The 17,526-nt window shown below is 65.0% G+C and carries 19 protein-coding genes; 12 read left to right on the forward strand and 7 right to left on the reverse strand.

Annotation, left to right across the window (positions count from 1 at the left end):
- Window positions 1–40 precede the first annotated feature (40 nt).
- The 3 genes from PU724_RS11930 to recJ all read left to right on the forward strand — a co-directional run bounded on the left by PU724_RS11930 (window position 41) and on the right by recJ (window position 4,325).
- Complete coding sequence (locus PU724_RS11930) at window positions 41–1,354, forward strand: homoserine dehydrogenase (RefSeq protein ID WP_292102009.1); 1,314 nt, start codon at window positions 41–43, stop codon at window positions 1,352–1,354.
- Window positions 1,355–1,491: 137 nt separating this feature from the next.
- Window positions 1,492–2,475: a class II fructose-bisphosphatase gene (glpX, locus tag PU724_RS11935; protein ID WP_128276238.1), complete on the forward strand. Its 984-nt coding sequence runs from the start codon at window positions 1,492–1,494 to the stop codon at window positions 2,473–2,475.
- A 65-nt stretch (window positions 2,476–2,540) separates the two neighbouring features.
- A complete protein-coding gene (gene recJ, locus PU724_RS11940; RefSeq protein WP_354422078.1) occupies window positions 2,541–4,325 on the forward strand; it encodes a single-stranded-DNA-specific exonuclease RecJ in 1,785 nt (594 codons plus the stop codon).
- Between the two features lie 20 nt (window positions 4,326–4,345).
- Here the strand turns inward: recJ and PU724_RS11945 are convergent, their stop codons facing one another.
- From PU724_RS11945 to folE, 3 genes are all read right to left on the reverse strand, one after another.
- Window positions 4,346–5,317 (reverse strand): patatin family protein, encoded by a 972-nt coding sequence (locus PU724_RS11945; protein ID WP_127311330.1) that lies wholly within the window; start codon window positions 5,315–5,317, stop codon window positions 4,346–4,348.
- An 85-nt stretch (window positions 5,318–5,402) separates the two neighbouring features.
- The gene (gene hisI, locus PU724_RS11950; protein ID WP_127283316.1) at window positions 5,403–5,861 is read right to left on the reverse strand and encodes a phosphoribosyl-AMP cyclohydrolase; all 459 of its coding nucleotides are present in this window, start codon (window positions 5,859–5,861) and stop codon (window positions 5,403–5,405) included.
- A gap of 163 nt (window positions 5,862–6,024) precedes the next feature.
- Window positions 6,025–6,651, reverse strand: coding sequence for a GTP cyclohydrolase I FolE (gene folE, locus PU724_RS11955; RefSeq protein WP_292171014.1), 627 nt, complete (start codon window positions 6,649–6,651; stop codon window positions 6,025–6,027).
- Between the two features lie 243 nt (window positions 6,652–6,894).
- Between folE and PU724_RS11960 the strand changes: the two genes are divergently transcribed.
- Window positions 6,895–7,341, forward strand: a complete 447-nt coding sequence (locus PU724_RS11960) for an iron-sulfur cluster assembly scaffold protein (protein WP_354422075.1) — start codon at window positions 6,895–6,897, stop codon at window positions 7,339–7,341.
- Window positions 7,342–7,349: 8 nt separating this feature from the next.
- Here PU724_RS11960 and PU724_RS11965 read toward each other — a convergent pair whose 3' ends face one another.
- Window positions 7,350–8,255, reverse strand: coding sequence for a LysR substrate-binding domain-containing protein (locus PU724_RS11965; RefSeq protein WP_320319939.1), 906 nt, complete (start codon window positions 8,253–8,255; stop codon window positions 7,350–7,352).
- 92 nt (window positions 8,256–8,347) lie between these two features.
- Here PU724_RS11965 and PU724_RS11970 point away from each other — a divergent pair, with 92 nt between their 5' ends.
- The 5 genes from PU724_RS11970 (at window position 8,348) to PU724_RS11990 (ending at window position 13,046) form a co-directional block, all read left to right on the forward strand.
- Window positions 8,348–8,509 carry a hypothetical protein gene (locus PU724_RS11970; RefSeq protein ID WP_354422073.1) on the forward strand — a complete coding sequence of 54 codons (162 nt, stop codon included), beginning with the start codon at window positions 8,348–8,350 and terminating at the stop codon, window positions 8,507–8,509.
- An 82-nt stretch (window positions 8,510–8,591) separates the two neighbouring features.
- A complete protein-coding gene (yidD, locus tag PU724_RS11975; protein WP_354422071.1) occupies window positions 8,592–8,966 on the forward strand; it encodes a membrane protein insertion efficiency factor YidD in 375 nt (124 codons plus the stop codon).
- Window positions 8,967–9,115: 149 nt separating this feature from the next.
- Window positions 9,116–9,934, forward strand: a complete 819-nt coding sequence (blaOXA, locus tag PU724_RS11980) for a class D beta-lactamase (RefSeq protein ID WP_128275421.1) — start codon at window positions 9,116–9,118, stop codon at window positions 9,932–9,934.
- 112 nt (window positions 9,935–10,046) lie between these two features.
- On the forward strand, window positions 10,047–12,023 hold the full coding sequence (gene thrS, locus PU724_RS11985) for a threonine--tRNA ligase (protein WP_354422069.1): 1,977 nt from the start codon (window positions 10,047–10,049) through the stop codon (window positions 12,021–12,023).
- 84 nt (window positions 12,024–12,107) lie between these two features.
- Window positions 12,108–13,046 (forward strand): lysophospholipid acyltransferase family protein, encoded by a 939-nt coding sequence (locus tag PU724_RS11990; RefSeq protein WP_354422068.1) that lies wholly within the window; start codon window positions 12,108–12,110, stop codon window positions 13,044–13,046.
- A 12-nt stretch (window positions 13,047–13,058) separates the two neighbouring features.
- Here the strand turns inward: PU724_RS11990 and PU724_RS11995 are convergent, their stop codons facing one another.
- Window positions 13,059–14,024 carry a hypothetical protein gene (locus PU724_RS11995; protein WP_127283324.1) on the reverse strand — a complete coding sequence of 322 codons (966 nt, stop codon included), beginning with the start codon at window positions 14,022–14,024 and terminating at the stop codon, window positions 13,059–13,061.
- A gap of 151 nt (window positions 14,025–14,175) precedes the next feature.
- Between PU724_RS11995 and PU724_RS12000 the strand changes: the two genes are divergently transcribed.
- Genes PU724_RS12000 through PU724_RS12010 form a run of 3 tightly spaced genes read left to right on the forward strand, consistent with a single transcriptional unit; the run spans window position 14,176 to window position 16,098 of the window.
- Entirely contained in the window at window positions 14,176–14,760 is a 585-nt protein-coding gene (locus PU724_RS12000) for a nitroreductase family protein (protein WP_292170989.1), read from the forward strand.
- A 7-nt stretch (window positions 14,761–14,767) separates the two neighbouring features.
- Window positions 14,768–15,376, forward strand: a complete 609-nt coding sequence (locus PU724_RS12005; RefSeq protein WP_127310425.1) for a flavin reductase family protein — start codon at window positions 14,768–14,770, stop codon at window positions 15,374–15,376.
- Window positions 15,377–15,423: 47 nt separating this feature from the next.
- A complete protein-coding gene (locus PU724_RS12010) occupies window positions 15,424–16,098 on the forward strand; it encodes a methyltransferase family protein (RefSeq protein WP_354422066.1) in 675 nt (224 codons plus the stop codon).
- Window positions 16,099–16,101: 3 nt separating this feature from the next.
- Here PU724_RS12010 and PU724_RS12015 read toward each other — a convergent pair whose 3' ends face one another.
- Window positions 16,102–16,983: an HpcH/HpaI aldolase/citrate lyase family protein gene (locus PU724_RS12015; protein WP_354422064.1), complete on the reverse strand. Its 882-nt coding sequence runs from the start codon at window positions 16,981–16,983 to the stop codon at window positions 16,102–16,104.
- Window positions 16,983–17,435, reverse strand: coding sequence for a MaoC family dehydratase (locus PU724_RS12020; protein WP_127310422.1), 453 nt, complete (start codon window positions 17,433–17,435; stop codon window positions 16,983–16,985). The genes PU724_RS12015 and PU724_RS12020 overlap by 1 nt, the downstream gene beginning before the upstream one ends.
- Between the last annotated feature and the right edge of the window lie 91 nt (window positions 17,436–17,526).

Here is a 17,526-nt window from a genome sequence, read left to right on the forward strand (position 1 = left end):
CTGACATCACCGATCGAATTTTTGAGGGGCATCGCCGGACATGGCTGAAGCGTTGCGTGTTGGAATTGCCGGCCTCGGCACGGTCGGCGCCTCGGTGGCGCGCGTGCTGCGCGACAAGGCGGCCGAGCTCACCCGCCAGTGCGGCCGCGACATCGTGGTGGCAGCCGTCTCGGCACGCGATCCCAAGCGCGACCGCGGCGTCGATCTTGGTGGCGCTCAATGGTTCGACGATGCGGTCAAGATGGCGGAGACGGCCGACATCGACGTCTTCGTCGAACTGATCGGCGGCGACGAGGGCCCCGCGCGGGCCTCGGTGAAAGCAGCACTCGAGGCCGGCCGCCATGTGGTCACCGCCAACAAGGCGCTGCTGGCCAAGCATGGCGTGCAGCTGGCCGAGATCGCCGAGAAGAAGGGCGTGCTGCTGAACTACGAAGCGGCGGTCGCCGGCGGCATCCCGGTGATCAAGACGATGCGCGAGGCGATGGCCGGCAATTCGGTCACCCGCGTCTTCGGCATCCTCAACGGCACCTGCAACTATATCCTGACCCGCATGGAAGCCGAGGGCATCACCTTCGACGCCTGCCTGAAGGACGCGCAACGGCTCGGCTATGCCGAAGCCGATCCGACCTTCGACATCGAGGGCCACGACACCGCGCACAAGCTGTCGATCCTGACCAGCCTTGCCTTCGGCACGAAGATCGCCGCCAACGACATCTACATGGAAGGCATCTCCAACATCAGCCAGGCCGACATCCGCGCGGCCGGCGATCTCGGCTACCGCATCAAGCTGCTCGGCGTCGCGCAGCGCACCGAGAGCGGCATCGAGCAGCGCGTGCACCCGACCATGGTGCCGACGGCTTCCGTCATCGCGCAGGTGCACGGCGTCACCAACGCGGTGGCGATCGAGACCGACATCCTGGGCGAGCTCCTGCTTTCCGGCCCCGGCGCCGGCGGCAACGCCACCGCCTCGGCGGTGATCGGCGATATTGCCGACATCGCCAAGAGTCGGCCGGGCTTCCAGCACGGTCCGGTCTTCGGCCGCCCGGCGAAGGAGCTGAAGCCCTACAAGCGGGCGCAGATGCGCAGCCATGCCGGCGGCTATTTCATCCGGCTCACCGTGCACGATCGCATCGGCGTCTTCGCCGCGATCGCCAAGCGCATGGCCGACAACGACATCTCGCTGGAATCGATCGTCCAGCAGGCGGCCGGGCCGGAAACCGACGCCCAGAAGACCGTCATCCTCGTCACCCACGAGACGACGGAGGCCGCGGTGCGCAAGGCTGTCGAAGGCATCACCAAGGACGGCCATTTGACCGACAAGCCGCAGGTGATCCGCATCGAGCGGGCGGAATAGCCAAACTCGCCTTTAATCGATTGATATTGCTTGGATTTCAAAAAAATCCGCGGCCAAGTCTTGCCGTTGTCACGGAGCTTTGACACAAGAAACGCGCCTCTGGCGGGAGGCAGCGTTTCAACGAGGAACTGCCGCTTATGAACATCGCGCAGAACATTGTCGCCGGCCTCGACCGGATACTCACCATGGAGCTGGTGCGCGTCACCGAGCGGGCAGCGGTGGCGGCCGCCAGACTGCGCGGGCGGGGTGACGAGAAGGCGGCCGACCAGGTCGCTGTCGATGCCATGCGCCAGGAGCTCAACCGCCTCGCCATCAAGGGCACGGTGGTGATCGGCGAGGGCGAGCGCGACGAAGCGCCGATGCTCTACATCGGCGAGGAGGTCGGCACCGGCAAAGGCCCGGCGGTCGATATCGCGCTCGATCCGCTCGAAGGCACGACGATCTGCGCCAAGAACCTGCCCAACGCGCTGGCGGTCATCGCCATCGCGGAAAAGGGCAGCCTGCTGTTCGCGCCCGACGTCTATATGGACAAGATCGCCATCGGTCCCGGCTATGCCGACGGCGTCATCGACATCGATGCCGCGCCGGCCGACAACATCGCCAGCCTGGCCAAGGCCAAGGGTGTCGCGGTGTCCGACATCACCGCCTGCATCCTCGACCGCCCGCGCCACGCCAAGCTGATCGATGCGGTGCGCGCGACGGGCGCGGCGATCCGGCTGATCGGCGACGGCGATGTCGCCGGCGTCATCCACACCACCGATCCGGAAGAAACCGGCATCGACATCTATCTCGGCACCGGCGGCGCGCCGGAAGGCGTGCTGGCGGCGGCGGCGCTGCGCTGCACCGGCGGCCAGATGCAGGGCCGGCTGATCCTCGACACGCCGGAGAAGGTGGCGCGCGCCGCCAAGATGGGCATTTCCGATCCGAAACGGGTCTATCAGGCGAAGGACATGGCGCGCGGCGACGTGCTGTTCGCGGCAACCGGCGTCACCGACGGCAACATGCTCGACGGCGTCAAGTTCGGCCGCACCTTCATCACCACCCACACCATCGTGCTGCGGTCCTCGTCGCGGACGGTGCGCGAGATCAAGGCGCGCCACCAGGATCTGGAAAAGTTTTGATTCCGTCCCGATTAGCCGTCGCATATTAGTATCGGCACTATGAAAATATGCGGGCGGCGCGTCGCATGACGGGCGAAAGACGGCTTTTCCTGGATGTCAGGCAGTCGGCCACTGGTGTCTCCTGGGAGCACCGGCTGACCGAACGGCAGGATATGAACGCGCTCGCCATCGCCCAGGGCCATGGCGTGCCCGACATCGTCGCACGCGTGCTGGCCGGACGCGGCGTCACCGCCGATCAGACCGAGCGCTTCCTCGACCCGACGATCCGCGACCTGTTGCCGAACCCGGCCTCGCTCACCGACATGGACAGGGCGGCGGCGCGCATCGCGGAAGCGATCGTCGCCAAGGAGAAGGTGGCGATCTTCGGCGACTACGATGTCGACGGCGCCGCGTCGTCGGCGCTGCTGAAACGTTTCCTGGCGCATTTCTCGGTGCCGTCGGAAATCTATATTCCCGACCGCATCTTCGAGGGGTACGGCCCCAATCCGGAAGCCATGCGCGACCTCGTCTCGCGCGGCGCCAAGCTGATCGTCACCGTCGACTGCGGCACCAACAGCGCCGTCTCCATCGAGGCGGCGCAGGAAGCGGGCGCCGATGTCGTGGTGCTCGACCACCACCAGGTCGGCGGACCGCTGCCGGCGGCGAACGCGGTGGTCAATCCCAACCGCGAAGACGATCTTTCCGGGCAGGGCCATCTTTGCGCCGCCGGCGTCGTTTTCCTCTGCCTGGTGCAGACGGCGAAGGTGCTGCGCGGCCGGCTGCCCGCGGCGGCGCCGCCGGACCTTCTGTCGTTGCTCGACCTGGTGGCGCTCGCCACCGTCTGTGACGTGGTGCCGCTCACCGGCGTCAACCGCGCCTTCGTCGTCAAGGGGCTGCAGGTGGCGCGCCAGCAGAGAAACGAGGGGCTGGCGGCTCTTGCCCGGGTGTCGCGCATCGGCGAGCCGATCAGCACCTTTCACCTGGCCTATCTGATCGGGCCGCGCATCAATGCCGGCGGGCGCATCGGCGACGCCGCGCTTGGCAGCCGCCTGCTAGCCACCGACGATCCAGTCGAGGCCGGCACGATCGCCGAGACGCTGGACCGGCTGAACCAGGAGCGCCAGCAGATGGAGCTGGAGATGCTGGCCGAGGCGCGCGCCGAGGCCGACGCCGAACTCGCCGGTGGCAATGGCCCGGCCATCGTCGTCACCGCCAGCCAGACCTGGCATCCGGGCATTGTCGGGCTGCTCGCCTCGCGGCTCAAGGACCATGCACGGCGGCCGGCCTTCGCCATCGCCTTCAACGCCAATGGCGTCGGCACCGGCTCGGGGCGATCGGTGTCGGGCTTCGATCTCGGGCGGCTGGTTCGCGAGGCGGCCGATGCCGGTCTGATCGTCAAGGGCGGCGGCCACGGCATGGCGGCCGGCATCACGGTCGAGCGGGCCGGGCTCGGCGCGCTACGCGCCTTTTTCGAAGAGCGCGCGGCGGCCGATGTGTTCAGGCTGCAGGACGAGGAGAGCCTGGCGATCGACGGCGCGCTCGCCGCCGAGGGGGCGACGCTCTCCCTGCTCGACGCGCTGGAAAAGGCCGGTCCGTTCGGCGCCGGCCATGTCGCACCGGTGTTCGCGCTGCCGCGCCACCGGCTGACCGACGCGCGGCCGGTCGGCACCAACCACATCCGCGCCGAGCTGCAGTCGCAAAGCGGCGGCCGCATCCAGGCGATCGCCTTTCGCGCCGTCGATACGGCGCTCGGCGAATTCCTGTTCAGGAACCGGGGCAGGACGGTGCATATCGCAGGGTCGCTGTCCGGCAATTACTGGAACGGCAACCGTACGGTGCAGTTCCGCATCACCGACGCGGCGCTGGCCTGAGGCTTTCGGGTTATCGTGAATCAGGCGAGGACGGTCTGCAGCCGGGTCAGTTCGCCGATCTGCGCCTTCGTCGCCTGGTAGCCGAGGCTGATCGCCTCGTCGGCGCGATGGAATTCGGTCAGGCCGATATGGCTGAGCTTGGGCTGCAGCGACATGTCGGGCGGGTCGCCGGCGAGCCTGGCGCGCGAGATCCGGTCCTGGATGATGTTGAAGGCTTCGACCATGACGCCGGTGATGCCAAGCCGTGTCTGGTGCGACTGGTGCGCAGCATCGATGTGGCCGGGTTGAGGCGCGTCCTTCTCGATGACCAGCTCGCCGGCGCTGTGCTTGATGACGGCGGCGCGGCCGAACAGGTCATAGTGGAGGTTGACCGCCACGACGAGCGGCTGCTCGTAGGCGCGGCAGACCGAAACCGGCACCGGGTTGACCAGCGCGCCGTCGACCAGAACGCGGCCGTTACAGTTCACCGGCTCGAACACGCCCGGCAGCGCATAAGAAGCGCGCATGGCCGTGATCAGCGAACCGTTGGACAGCCAGATCTCATGGCCGGTGCGGATTTCCGAGGTGACGGCGACGAAGGGCTTCGACAGGTCCTCGAAGCGGATGCCGGCCATATGCTCGCGCAGCCTTGCGTCGAGCTTGAGGCCGCCGAACAGGCCGCTGCCGCGCAGATTGAGATCGAGGAGGCCGAAGATGCGCCGCTTGGTCAGGCTGCGGGCGAATTCCTCCAACTGGTCCAGCTTGCCGGCCAGGTAGCAGCCGCCGACCAGGGCGCCGATCGAGGTGCCGGCGATCATCGACACTTCAATGCCGGCCTCGTCGAGCGCGCGCAGCACGCCGATATGGGCCCAGCCGCGCGCGCAGCCACCGCCGAGCGCCAGCGAAATACCCGTCTTCTTGCCAGGCTTCTGGTCGGATGCGCCGCCGGACGAGGAGGGGCCGTTGGCCTCTCGAACATCTGGTCTGCCACGTAATGACGCCCATTCGAGCATCATAATCTCCCCTTATCCCACATTCCTTCTACAGCAAGGATGTTTGAGAATAGTGAACATGAGTGGTTTGTGAATATTGAATGGTTCACACCGGCTTCCGATACGTTTCACCCGCATCGAACAGCGGCCTGCTGCCGTCGTCGGCAAGCACCGCCTTGCCGTCGTTCAGCCCCACCGTCCGATAAAAGCAGGAACGTCGACCGGTGTGACAGGTTGCGTCGTGGCCCAACACTTTCACGCGAAGCCATATCGAATCCTGGTCACAATCTGTGAGCATCTCGACGACGGTCTGGACATTGCCCGAGGTCTCGCCCTTCTTCCACAGCGCGTTGCGGGAGCGCGACCAGTAGTGGGCGATGCCGGTTTCCAGCGTCAGCGCCAGTGCCTCGGCATTCATGTGCGCGACCATCAGCAGCTTGCCGTCCTCGGCGTCGGTGACGACCGCGGTGACAAGGCCGGCTGCATCGAAGCGCGGCGAAAAGGCGGTGCCTTCCTCCAGCGCTTTCTTGTCTGATGGAGCCTCTGGGAACTGCAGTGCCGACATCGCCGGTCCTTAGCTATTAAAGATATTCAGGGGAGGCTGGGCCATGCAAAATGGCGGCTTCCGCCGCTTCCAGTGCTCACGTACTTTTCATACGCTCAGCTCCGGACCTCGGAAACCACCATTTTCGACTAAGCCTACGCCTTTGGCAGGTGACGGCCGACGATCAGCCGCGCACCATGGTGACGAAGCGGACCTGCTCCTCGGGCGTGTCCTTGAAGACGCCGGTGAAGGTCGAGGTCAGCGTGGTGGAGTCCTGCTTGCGGATGCCGCGCATGGCCATGCACATATGCTCGGCCTCGATCATGACGGCGACCCCGCGCGGATTGAGCACGTCCTGGATGACGCCGGCAATCTGCGCCGTCATCGCTTCCTGCGTCTGCAGGCGATGGGCGAAGATATCGACGACGCGGGCGATCTTGGAAAGGCCGACGACCTTGCCGTCGGGCAGGTAGCCGACATGCGCCTTGCCGATGATCGGCACCATGTGGTGCTCGCAATGCGAATGGAATTTTATGTCCCTGACGATGACGAGGTCGTCATAGCCGGCGACTTCCTCGAAGGTGCGGCCGAGTTCGTCGGCCGGGCACATGTCGTAGCCATTGAACATTTCGCGGAACGCCTTGGTCACGCGCTTCGGCGTATCGATCAGGCCCTCGCGATCCGGATTGTCGCCGGTCCAGCGCAGCAGCGTGCGCACGGCGGCCTCGACCTCGGCTTCGCTTGGCCGATCGGTGACCGGCTTCTCCATGTATTCGGAGGGGGGCATGAGTTTCTTGATGACGGCATCCATAAAAGGCGTCTCCCGTAGTCCCTCTCTCAGGAGGAACGAGTTGAACGGACCACGACCTTTCGGGTGTTAGAAACTCGCCCGGTTTCCAGCCCGCAAGCGGCGTGAACAAATTTGGGCAGCGATGGCGGCTTTTGGCTGCCTTGTCGATGCCCGACTGCCAGCATTATATATGGTCGTGCCGAGCGAATGAAAGACGCATCAGCGGCAATCCTTGTTCGCTGGGCGGCGACAGATTGGAAAAATATGATCGACGACGTCTACAATGCGAAAATCCTCGGCTTCGCCGGAAACATCGCGCGGATCGGCCGGCTCGATCAGCCCGATGCGACGGCGCGCGCGCATTCCAAGCTGTGCGGCTCGACCGTCACCGTCGACCTCAAGATGGACGGCGACGTCGTCACCGATTTCGCGCATGACGTGAAGGCCTGCGCGCTCGGCCAGGCCTCGTCCTCGATCATGGCCCAGAATGTCGTTGGCGCCCACGCGGATGAGTTGCGCGCAGTGCGCGAAACCATGCTGAAGATGTTGAAGGAAAACGGCGCGCCGCCCGAGGGCCGCTTCGCCGACCTCAAATTCCTGGAGCCGGTGCGCGACTACAAGGCGCGCCACGCCTCGACCATGCTGACCTTCGATGCCGTGGTCGACGCCGTCGGCCAGATCGAGAGGAAGCGGGCTGGCGAGGCGGCCTAAGGATAGGGCTAGGCAGTTCTTCTGGTCACGGCGAACTCGCTTCTGATCCACTCGGCGAACGCCTTGGCGGGTTCCGGCAGATCCCGCAAGCTCCTGGCCACCAGCCAATAGGCGCCGGAAGCAACATCGATGTCGAACGGCTTTATCAAAGTGCCTGACGCGAGCTCCTCGCCGACTTGCAGGAGATCGCCGAGGGCCACGCCATGGCCGAGCAGGGCCGCCTGCTTCGAAAGCGAGATGTCTGCCAGCATAGGGCCTCGCGCGGCTACCGCGTCGGCGGGCACGCCGGCAGCCTGGAACCAGCGCGCCCAACCCTGGCGGTTTTCTTCGTGCAGCAGGGTGTAGTGGCGAAGGTCGATCGGCTTTTCCAGGGGAGGGCCAGATGCCAGCAAGCCCGGTGACAAGACAGGTGAATCGACGGTCGAGACCAGGCGCTCGGCTTCAGTGCGCGGCCATGACGTGGCGTGCGCGCTGAAACGCAAGGCGAGTTCGGGCTGATCGCTGCGGAACTCGATCGGTCGCACATCGACTTCCAGCGACACGTCGATGTCGGGCCGCAATTGGCGAAAGCGATTGAGCCGCGGGACCAGCCACACGGCGGCGAGCGATGGTTCGACGCTGACGCGGACCACGGATTGCGCGGGCGAGGCCGCCAGGTCAGAAAGCACCCGGTCGATGTCGTCGAAGCTTCTGACCAATCGGTCGAGCAGCCGTTGCCCCGCATCCGTCAGCTCGACCCGCCGATGCAGGCGATGGAACAGCGGTTGGCGCAGGAAGGCTTCGAGTTCCCTGATCTGACGGCTAATGGCGGCCTGCGAAACGAAAAGCTCTTCAGCGGCGCGGCTGAAGCTCAGATGCCGGCCGGCGGCTTCGAAACTTCTGAGAGCCGTGAGGGGTAGGCGGCCGCGTTTCATTCGCATAACCTCAAGTTATCCGACCTGGACGTTATACTCGTTTGTGGAAGAAGGCCAGCAGCGGTCTAATCGGCGCTCAAAGGAGAGCTGACATGATCCAGTTCCTGAACATTCTTCACGATGTCATGCGGATCGCGACGTTCCAGTGGCGGGGCGACACGCAGCAGAGCGGATGCGGTGAACGATGGCCCGGCCATTGCCGCGGCGAAAGCGCGTCGATCGATCGCCTTCGCATCCGTCGTGCGCGGCCGTGAGGACGATCGCCGACATGGGATTGCGTTCTGCGCGCAACCTCCACATCTATGGCGGGGAGAACGCGGCGATGCGGAGATTGCGGTGCACGACCACCATGGGCATGCCCACGGCGCCCGGCCGGTCCGGCGCGGGCGCAACTGGCCTGGACCCTGGCGCAGGACGCCGGGCCGTGTCTTCGGCACGTCGCTTGTCCGTCTCTATCAACTGACGCTGTCCGGCTTCGTCGGCAATTCCTGCCGGCATCTGCCGACCTGCTCCGAATACGCGCATGAGGCGATCGCCCGCCACGGCCTGTGGGCCGGCGGCTGGATGGGGCTTTTCCGGGTGCTGCGCTGCGGTCCGTTCGGAACGCATGGCATCGACCTTGTGCCCGAGACGCTCGCCAAACGCTATCTCTGGTTCACGCCCTGGCGATATTGGCGGATCGGCAAGAAGCGCGGCGATCCCGAGGCCTGAGCTCTGCCACGGAGCGGTGGCCGGACCATCAAAACCTTAACGATTTGGTTAGGGTAACCGCATGTTGCTGTGAACTCGCGCATTTGAGACAAAATCGAGACAAGAGGCCCCGCTAAATCGCTCCTGCACCCTTCAGGAGAGAGACTGCCATGCGCCAGATAGATCGCCTTCCGTTCGTTTTTGCCGCCGTTCTCTTCCTGCTGGCCTGGCTGCTCGGATTCCCGATGCGGGCACAGTCGGCGCCGCTCGGAGATGTCGAATGCACGCTGATCCAGGATGCGGCGAGCGGTGACACACTCTATCGCGACGGTGTCTGCGACCAGCGCTTCACCCCGGCCTCGACCTTCAAGGTGCCGCTGGCGCTCATCGGCTATGATGCCGGTGTTCTCACCGACGAACATACGCCGAGCTGGGACTACAAGCCCGAGTTCAACGCGGTGAAGCGCGATCGGAAGACGGTCGATCCGACAGTCTGGGAGCGCGATTCCGTGCTCTGGTACTCCCGCGAAATCACGCGCAAGGTCGGCAGCGAGCGCTTCGCCGGCTACGTTTCGAAATTCGGCTATGGCAACATGGATGTCTCCGGCAATGCCGGCAAGAATGACGGCCTCACACATTCCTGGGTGAATTCCTCGCTGGAGATATCGCCTGCGGAGCAGACTGCCTTCTTGCGGCTGCTGCTTGCCGGCAAGATGCCGGTTTCGGCCAAGGCGCATCAGATGGCGGAGGCGATCGTCCCGAGCTTCCAGGCCGGGGGCTGGGCGGTGCAGGGCAAGACCGGCAGCACGAGACTGGGCAAGGGCGGCGAGGACGAGCGCTCGCTCGGCTGGTTCGTCGGCTGGGCCGCCAAGGGCGAGCGCCGGATCGTCTTTGCCCGGCTGGTCGTCGACACGAACCGCAGCGATATGCCAAAGGGCCCGAAGACGCGGGCAGGGTTCCTGAAGGATTTGCCCGGCCTGGTCAAATAGAGGGGTGCTGCAGCTTTACGGCGGCGGCATCTGCCCATAAAAGACTGCCGCGCCGGACGCATCCGGCATTTCACCACCCGCGCTCGTTTGCGGGACTGGATAGGAGAACTCTATGCTGAATTCCGTTTCCCTGACATTTCCCGATGGCTCCGTCCGCGACTACGACGCGGCGATGACCGGCGCCGGCCTTGCCGAATCGATCTCGAAGTCGCTGGCCAAGAAGGCCGTGGCCTATGCCATCGACGGCACCGTGCGCGACCTTTCCGATCCTCTCGGCAAGTCCGGCAAGGTCGAGATCATCACCCGCGAGGATCCGCGCGCGCTGGAACTGATCCGGCACGATGCGGCGCACGTGCTGGCGGAAGCCGTGCAGGAACTGTGGCCGGGAACGCAGGTGACCATCGGGCCGGTGATCGAGAACGGATTCTATTACGACTTCGCCCGCAACGAACCGTTCACGCCCGACGATTTCCCGGTGATCGAGAAGAAGATGCGCGAGATCATCCAGCGCAACAAGCCGTTCAGCAAGGAAGTCTGGTCGCGCGAGAAGGCGAAGAAAGTGTTTGCCGACAAGGGCGAGCGCTACAAGCTGGAGCTGATCGACGCCATCCCGGACGACCAGGACCTCAAGATCTACGCGCAGGGCGACTGGTTCGACCTCTGCCGCGGTCCGCACATGGCCTCGACCGGGCAGATCGGCAATGCCTTCAAGCTGATGAAGGTGGCCGGCGCCTATTGGCGCGGCGACTCCAACAACCCGATGCTGACGCGCATCTACGGCACCGCCTGGGCCGACCAGGCGCAGCTCGACGCCTACCAGACGATGCTGGAAGAGGCCGAGAAGCGCGATCACCGCAAGCTTGGCCGCGAGATGGACCTGTTCCATTTCCAGGAAGAGGGCCCTGGCGTCGTCTTCTGGCACGCCAAGGGCTGGAAGATGTTCCAGAACCTGGTCAACTACATGCGCCGGCGCCTCGACGAGCAGGGCTATCAGGAGGTCAACGCGCCCCAGGTTCTGGACAAGAGCCTGTGGGAGACATCGGGCCACTGGGGCTGGTATCGCGACGCCATGTTCAAGGTGACGGTGGCCGGCGACGACACCGACGACGACCGGGTCTTCGCATTGAAGCCGATGAACTGTCCGGGCCATGTGCAAATCTTCAAGCATGGGTTGAAGTCTTATCGCGATCTGCCCGTCAAGCTTGCGGAATTCGGCAACGTCCATCGCTACGAACCTTCGGGCGCGCTGCACGGGCTGATGCGCGTGCGCGGCTTTACGCAGGACGATGCGCATATCTTCTGCACCGAGGAGCAGCTTGCGTCCGAGTGCCTGCGAATCAACGACCTGATCCTGTCGACCTATGCCGACTTCGGCTTCGACGAGATCAGCGTGAAGCTGTCGACGCGGCCCGACAAGCGCGTCGGTACCGACGAGGCCTGGGACCATGCCGAGGAGATCATGAGCGGCGTGCTGGACACGATCCGCACCCGGTCGGGCAATCGCATCAAGACCTCGATCAACCCCGGCGAGGGCGCCTTCTACGGCCCGAAATTCGAATATGTGCTGAAGGACGCCATCGGCCGCGAATGGCAGTGCGGAACCACGCAGGTCGACTTCAACCTGCCGGAACGCTTCGGCGCCTTCTACATCGGCTCGGATTCGGAAAAGAAGCAGCCGGTGATGGTGCACCGTGCCATCTGCGGCTCGATGGAGCGTTTCCTCGGCATCCTGATCGAGAACTATTCCGGCCATTTCCCGCTGTGGTTCGCGCCGCTGCAGGTGGTGGTGGCGACGATCACCTCGGATGCCGACGACTACGCGAACGAGGTGGTGGCCAAGCTCAAGGCCGCCGGGCTTTTGGCGGAAGCGGACCTGCGCAACGAGAAGATCAACTACAAGGTCCGCGAGCATTCGCTGGCCAAGGTCCCGGTCATCCTCGTTTGCGGCAAGCGCGAAGCCGAGGAGCAGACGGTCAACATCCGCCGATTGGGGTCGCGCGACCAGGAATCGCTCGGCCTGGCCGAGGCGATCGCACAGTTGAGCGAGGAAGCGGTAACACCGGATCGCAAGCGCAAACGCGCTGCCTGATCCGCACATTCCCGATGGCATGGCGGTGGAGCGCTCCACCGCCATTTTCATATGCCTGTCACGCCAAGCCTGTAACGAGCCGCCATGCTCAAGCTGAAACTGCGGGAAAGGCCGTTTCCCGAGCTTTCCTATGCCAGTCCGCATCAGCCGGCGCTGACGCGCTGGTTCATCCATTCGGTCGAGGGCCTGTCCGGCCGCGACCGTTTTGCAGCACTTTATGATTTCTGGCGGCGCCAGGTGGCGCCGAGCGGCGAGCGCGTGTTCAGCCGCATGCTGGAACTCATCGACGTCAGGGTCCGGAACGCCGCTCCATGGCCGCCGGCGAAGCTGCCCGACACGCCATTGGTGATCGTCGCCAACCATCCGTTCGGCATCGGCGACGGCATTGCCGTGCTGTCGCTGGCCGAGCAGCTCAGACGGCCGTTCCGCGTCATGATCCACAAGGATCTGCTCAAGATCCGCGAGATGGAACCCTATTCGCTGCCGATCGACTTTTCCGAGACCAAGGAGGCGCTGAAGAACAATTTGGCGGTGCGCCATGAGGCGGTGCGGCTCTTGAAGGAAGGCATCACCATCGTTGTCTTCCCGGCCGGCGGCGTCGCCACCGCGCCGAAGGGATTCGGCCGGGCAATCGACCTGCCATGGAAGATGTTCCCGGCCAGGCTCATCCAGGACGCCAAGGCCTCGGTCGTCCCCATGCATTTTTCCGGCCAGAACGGCCGGCTGTTCCATCTGGTTAGCGGTCCCATGAACATGGCCGAGCGCGAAGGGCGGGTGGCGAAGTTCGTCGGCAAGGCGTCGCTGACGCTGCGCTTGTCGCTGCTCATCCGCGAATTCGCGCGGCTGTCGGGCAAGGCCATCGACGTGCGCACCGGCGATATCCTGACCTGGCACGAACTGGAGCCGCTGCGCGACCGCAAGGCGCTGCTCGACCGGCTCCATCGCGGCGTCTTCGACCTGGCGCCGGTCGCGCCGCGCGGTCGCGTGCAATTTCTGCCGCGCCGCATGCGCAAGGCGGCCTGACGGGCAGATCGATCAGTCCGCGCCTTCCTCGGGATCGATCGCCGAAGCCTCGGTGGCCAGCACCTCTATCTCCTGGTTCTGGCCGGCGACGACGGTGAAATCCTTCTGGTAGATGCGGTCGCGGTTCTTGGCGATGATGGTGTAGTCGCCTTCGGCCAGCACCATCGAGGCGAAGGCGCCGACGGTTTCCTTGATCGGGTCGCCGGATTCGTTGAGCAGCGACCAGGAGGTGTCGGCGATCGCTTCGCCGCCGGCCTCGCGCACCAGCTTCATCGTCATCTCGGCGGCGCGGTGCTCGACGGTCGCTTCGGTCAGCTTGCCGGCCTCGACGCGGATGTCGGAGCGGATGACGGCATTCACCGAGCCGTAGGTGGAGACGACATGGTAGGTGCCGGCATTCAGCCGCACCACTGCGTTCGGCTCGACGTCGGGGACGATCAGCGCGCGGTCGCCATTGGCCTCGACCTTGTCCTCGTAGATCGAGAAACGCAGCTTTTTCGGCGGTATGTGCACGCCGCCCGACAGCACGGCGTCGAGCTTGAGGCCGCCGGCGTCGAGGACCAGGCTTTCGCGCTTGGCCTCTTTGCCGACGGTGATGCGCTTGGTGGCGCCGGCACGTCCGTAGGAAGCATGGACAAGATAGCTGCCGGGCTCGAGCTGGAACACGGCGGTGCCGCCATGCGCCGAAGCCACCATCGGCAGCTGGCCGTCGCTGGCCGGCTCGGGCTTGAAGACCCGCCAGACGATGCCACGGGTGATGTCGGCGCCCTTGTCGGTCAGTTGCGCCGATAGCGTGATGGCGCCGCCGCCGCTCAAGGCCAGCGATGTGTCGCCTTTCGGCGTCGCATAGCTCGAAATTCCCGGCAGCTTCAGATTGCTGATGCCGTCCGCGTTCTGCGCAAAGACCGGCGAAACCGGCACCGCGAGCAGTGCGGCCGCGAGCCAGACCAGGAAAAGGCGCAGTGTCCCCTCAAACATGCCTTGCGTTGAAGCCCAAGGCGGTGGCAATTTCAAGGCTTAAGAGTCTACAAGGCTCTTGCCGTCCGGCGCGAAGCGCCACTGCCCGAGCCGCCCGAATTCCCGCCGGCGCGCTTCAGCCCAAAACTTATCTTCTAGGAGACTTGCGCCCATGGCGTCGCCGATCATCGACTTCCTGCTGACCCGGAACTCCGCGCCGATCCCGGACCTGAAGGAACCGGCGCCCAGCGACGCCGAGATCGCCACCCTGATCACCGCCGCCACGCGCGTGCCGGATCACGGCCGTCTCGAGCCTTGGCGCTTCATCCTCTACCGTGGCGAGGCGCGCGTCGAGATCGGCAAGAAGCTGGCGGCCTTGGCCGAGCAGCGCGAGGGGCCGCTGCCCGAGGGCCGGCGCAACCAGGAGCTGGCGCGCTTCTCGCGTGCGCCGCTGGTGATCGGCGTGGTGTCGGTGCCGAAGGAGAATCCGAAGATCCCGCAATGGGAGATGTTCCTCTCGGGCGGCATGGCGGCTATGAATCTGATGATCGCGGCCAACGCGCTGGGCTATGGCACCAACATGATCAGCAACTGGTATTCCGACGTGCCGGAGGGCCGGGCGATCCTTGGCCTGATGCCGCAAGAGCGCGTCATCGGCTTCGTCCATATCGGCTCCTACGAGGGACCGGCGCCGGAGCGGCCGCGGCCAGATCCGGCAAAACTCTATGCCGACTATTCCGGACCTTGGGCAGGCTAGAGGCCAGATGTTCTACGAACCGTCGAAGGGCCACGGCCTGCCACACGATCCGTCCAAGGCGATCGTGGCGCCGCGCCCGATCGGCTGGATCTCGACCATCGACCGGCAAGGCAAGATCAACCTCGCGCCCTATTCGTTCTTCAACGCCTTTTCGACGAAGCCCTTCATCGTCTGGTTCTCGTCCGAGGGCGAGAAGGACAGCGCCACCTTCGCCGAGGAGACCGGCGAGTTCGTCGCCAATCTGGTCAGCCGCGAGCTGGCGCAGAAGATGAATCGCACTGCGGTCGACGCGCCGCGCGGCGTCAGCGAATTCGGTTACGCCGATCTCACCATGGCGCCGTCGCGCCTCGTCGCGCCGCCCCGGGTGGCCGAGGCGCCCGCCGCGCTCGAATGCCGGGTGACCGAGATCATCCGGCCGCGGGCGCTCGATGGCACGCAGACCAGTGCCGTCGTCGTCGCCGGCGAGGTGGTCGGAATTCACATCGACGACGCTTACCTGAAGGACGGCATGTTCGACATCGTCAGAGCCGGCAATGTCGGCCGGCTCGGCTACATGGACTATGCCAGCGTCGACCAGATCTTCTCGATGCGCCGGCCGCGCTGGGAAAAGGGCTGAACAGAGCTCGGGCAGACGCCGGCGGGGCAAGTCACGAAAGGCTGCTCATGATCGCGAGACTGATCCTGCAGACATTCGTGTGGTTCGGCGTCATGGGCGCCGTGCTGTTCCTCTCGGCCGGCACGCTGAACTGGCCGGGAGCCTGGGTGTATCTGGTGGTGATGATCGGGCTCAGCCTGACGCTCGGCATGTCGCTGGCCCGTCGCGATCCCGGCCTGATGAACGAGCGGCTCAGCCCTCCCATCCAGAAGAACCAGCCTCTGGTCGACAAGGTGCTGCTTTCGACACTGCTCGTCGCCATTTTCGCGTGGTTGGCTCTGATGGGGCTCGACTTCCGTTTCGGCTGGTCGGCGGTTCCGTTGTGGGTACTGGTGATCGGCGGGGTGACCCTGCTGGTTGGACTCTGGATCTGCTACCTGACGATGCTGGAGAACAGCTTCGCGGCGCCCGTCGTGAAGATCCAGGACGAGCGCGGACAGCATGTGATCACCACAGGTCCCTACAGCTATGTCCGCCATCCGATGTACGCCGGCGCCATCCTCTATTTTGCCGGCACGGCGCTTCTGCTTGGTTCCTGGTGGGGGCTGGCATCGGTGCTCTTCTTCATCGTGCTGCTGGCGATCCGCACCTTCATCGAGGAGCAGGCGCTGCGGACCGGCCTGCGGGGCTATGACGACTACGCGGCCAGTGTCCGCTACCGCCTGATTCCGCTGGTCTGGTAACGGTCAGGCGGAAATCCCCGCGGCGCGGGCGCGCGCCAGGAGACGCTCGGCCAGGCGCAGGTGCGGCCGGTCGTACATCTTGCCGTCGATGCCGACCACGCCCGGATTTCCGGCCGCCGCGAAGGCATCGACGATTGCCTGCGAGTGCCGCACGGCTTCCGCCGACGGCGTGAAGGCGGCGTTGATGACCGGCACCTGCGCCGGATGGATCGCCATCTTGCCGGTGAAGCCGTCGCGCTCGGCCTCGCGGCATTCGGCTTGGAAGGCGGCCATGTCGCGGAAATCCGGAAAGACGGTGTCGATCGCCGCAACTTCGGCCGCACCGGCCGCAAGGATGGTCATGGTGCGGGCGAGACGGAAGACATCGGTGTAGCGGCCGCTCTCGTCGCGGGCGGCGCGGGCGCCGATCGCGGCCGACAGGTCCTCGGCGCCCCAGGTGAGGCCGGCGAGCCGCGCGCTGGTTCCGGCATAACTCCCCGCCGCCAGCACGCCCATCGGCGTCTCGGTGATGATCGGCAGGATCCTGATCGCGCCGTCGGGCAGGCCGTTCTCGGCCTCGTGCACCCTGAGCTTGGCCGAGAGCTGTTGGACATCCTGGCCGCTGTTCGACTTCGGCAGCATGATGCCGTCGGGTCGAACGGGAACAAGGGCTGCGAGATCGTCGTCGGTGAGGCCGGTCGACAGATCGTTGACACGCACATAGATCGCGGAGGCCGCCTGGTGCCTGTGCCCGGCGATGAAACGCGCCGCGATGTCGCGCGCGGCGGGCTTGTTGCCGGCTGCGACGGAATCCTCGAGGTCGACGATGACGACGTCGGCGCCGGCGCCGAAACCCTTTTCGAGCTTCTTTTCGGAGTCACCGGGAACGAACAGCAGCGAGCGCATCAGGCCGCTTTCTTCAGCATCATCGCCTGCCTGGTGCATTTGGCGACGAGAACGTCATCCTGGTTGTAGGCGCGGTGCTCGAACTCGACGATGCCGCGATCGGGTTTCGAGCGGGACTCGCGCACCGAGATCACCGTGGTTTCGACGCGGATGGTGTCGCCATGGAAGACCGGATGCGGAAACACCGTTTCCTTCATGCCGAGATTGGCGACGGTGGTGCCGACGGTGATGTCGTTGACCGAAATGCCGATCATCAACCCCAGCGTGAACAGCGAGTTGACCAGCGGCTTGCCCCATTCGCTCTTTGCGGCGAAGTCGAAATCGATGTGCAGCGGCTGCGGGTTCAGCGTCATCACCGAAAACAGCATGTTGTCGCTCTCGGTGACGGTCTTGCGCAGCGTGTGGCGGAAGACGTGACCGACGACGAACTCTTCGAGATAAAGCCCGGCCATGCACGATCTCCTCAACGGCTCATGGGTTGATAGGCGCTGCCTGCGGTGCCCGCAAGCCAGTTAATAAACATGGTGAACCGTTCGTAAACCA

It is taken from the genome of Mesorhizobium abyssinicae (assembly GCF_049887195.1).
Lineage (GTDB): Bacteria > Pseudomonadota > Alphaproteobacteria > Rhizobiales > Rhizobiaceae > Mesorhizobium > Mesorhizobium abyssinicae.

Excerpts from the sequence above, each read along its gene's own strand:
- PU724_RS11930 (WP_292102009.1), top strand. The coding sequence starts at position 41 with ATGGCTGAAGCGTTGCGTGTTGGAATTGCCGGCCTCGGCACGGTCGGC.
- thrS (WP_354422069.1), top strand. The coding sequence starts at position 10,047 with ATGCTGAATTCCGTTTCCCTGACATTTCCCGATGGCTCCGTCCGCGAC.
- glpX (WP_128276238.1), top strand. The coding sequence starts at position 1,492 with ATGAACATCGCGCAGAACATTGTCGCCGGCCTCGACCGGATACTCACC.
- hisI (WP_127283316.1), bottom strand. The coding sequence starts at position 5,861 with ATGTCGGCACTGCAGTTCCCAGAGGCTCCATCAGACAAGAAAGCGCTG.
- PU724_RS12010 (WP_354422066.1), top strand. The coding sequence starts at position 15,424 with ATGATCGCGAGACTGATCCTGCAGACATTCGTGTGGTTCGGCGTCATG.
- PU724_RS11965 (WP_320319939.1), bottom strand. The coding sequence starts at position 8,255 with ATGAAACGCGGCCGCCTACCCCTCACGGCTCTCAGAAGTTTCGAAGCC.
- folE (WP_292171014.1), bottom strand. The coding sequence starts at position 6,651 with ATGGATGCCGTCATCAAGAAACTCATGCCCCCCTCCGAATACATGGAG.
- PU724_RS11990 (WP_354422068.1), top strand. The coding sequence starts at position 12,108 with ATGCTCAAGCTGAAACTGCGGGAAAGGCCGTTTCCCGAGCTTTCCTAT.
- recJ (WP_354422078.1), top strand. The coding sequence starts at position 2,541 with ATGACGGGCGAAAGACGGCTTTTCCTGGATGTCAGGCAGTCGGCCACT.
- PU724_RS12005 (WP_127310425.1), top strand. The coding sequence starts at position 14,768 with ATGTTCTACGAACCGTCGAAGGGCCACGGCCTGCCACACGATCCGTCC.
- PU724_RS11945 (WP_127311330.1), bottom strand. The coding sequence starts at position 5,317 with ATGCTCGAATGGGCGTCATTACGTGGCAGACCAGATGTTCGAGAGGCC.
- PU724_RS11995 (WP_127283324.1), bottom strand. The coding sequence starts at position 14,024 with ATGTTTGAGGGGACACTGCGCCTTTTCCTGGTCTGGCTCGCGGCCGCA.
- PU724_RS12015 (WP_354422064.1), bottom strand. The coding sequence starts at position 16,983 with ATGCGCTCGCTGCTGTTCGTTCCCGGTGACTCCGAAAAGAAGCTCGAA.
- PU724_RS11970 (WP_354422073.1), top strand. The coding sequence starts at position 8,348 with ATGATCCAGTTCCTGAACATTCTTCACGATGTCATGCGGATCGCGACG.
- PU724_RS11960 (WP_354422075.1), top strand. The coding sequence starts at position 6,895 with ATGATCGACGACGTCTACAATGCGAAAATCCTCGGCTTCGCCGGAAAC.
- PU724_RS12020 (WP_127310422.1), bottom strand. The coding sequence starts at position 17,435 with ATGGCCGGGCTTTATCTCGAAGAGTTCGTCGTCGGTCACGTCTTCCGC.
- blaOXA (WP_128275421.1), top strand. The coding sequence starts at position 9,116 with ATGCGCCAGATAGATCGCCTTCCGTTCGTTTTTGCCGCCGTTCTCTTC.
- PU724_RS12000 (WP_292170989.1), top strand. The coding sequence starts at position 14,176 with ATGGCGTCGCCGATCATCGACTTCCTGCTGACCCGGAACTCCGCGCCG.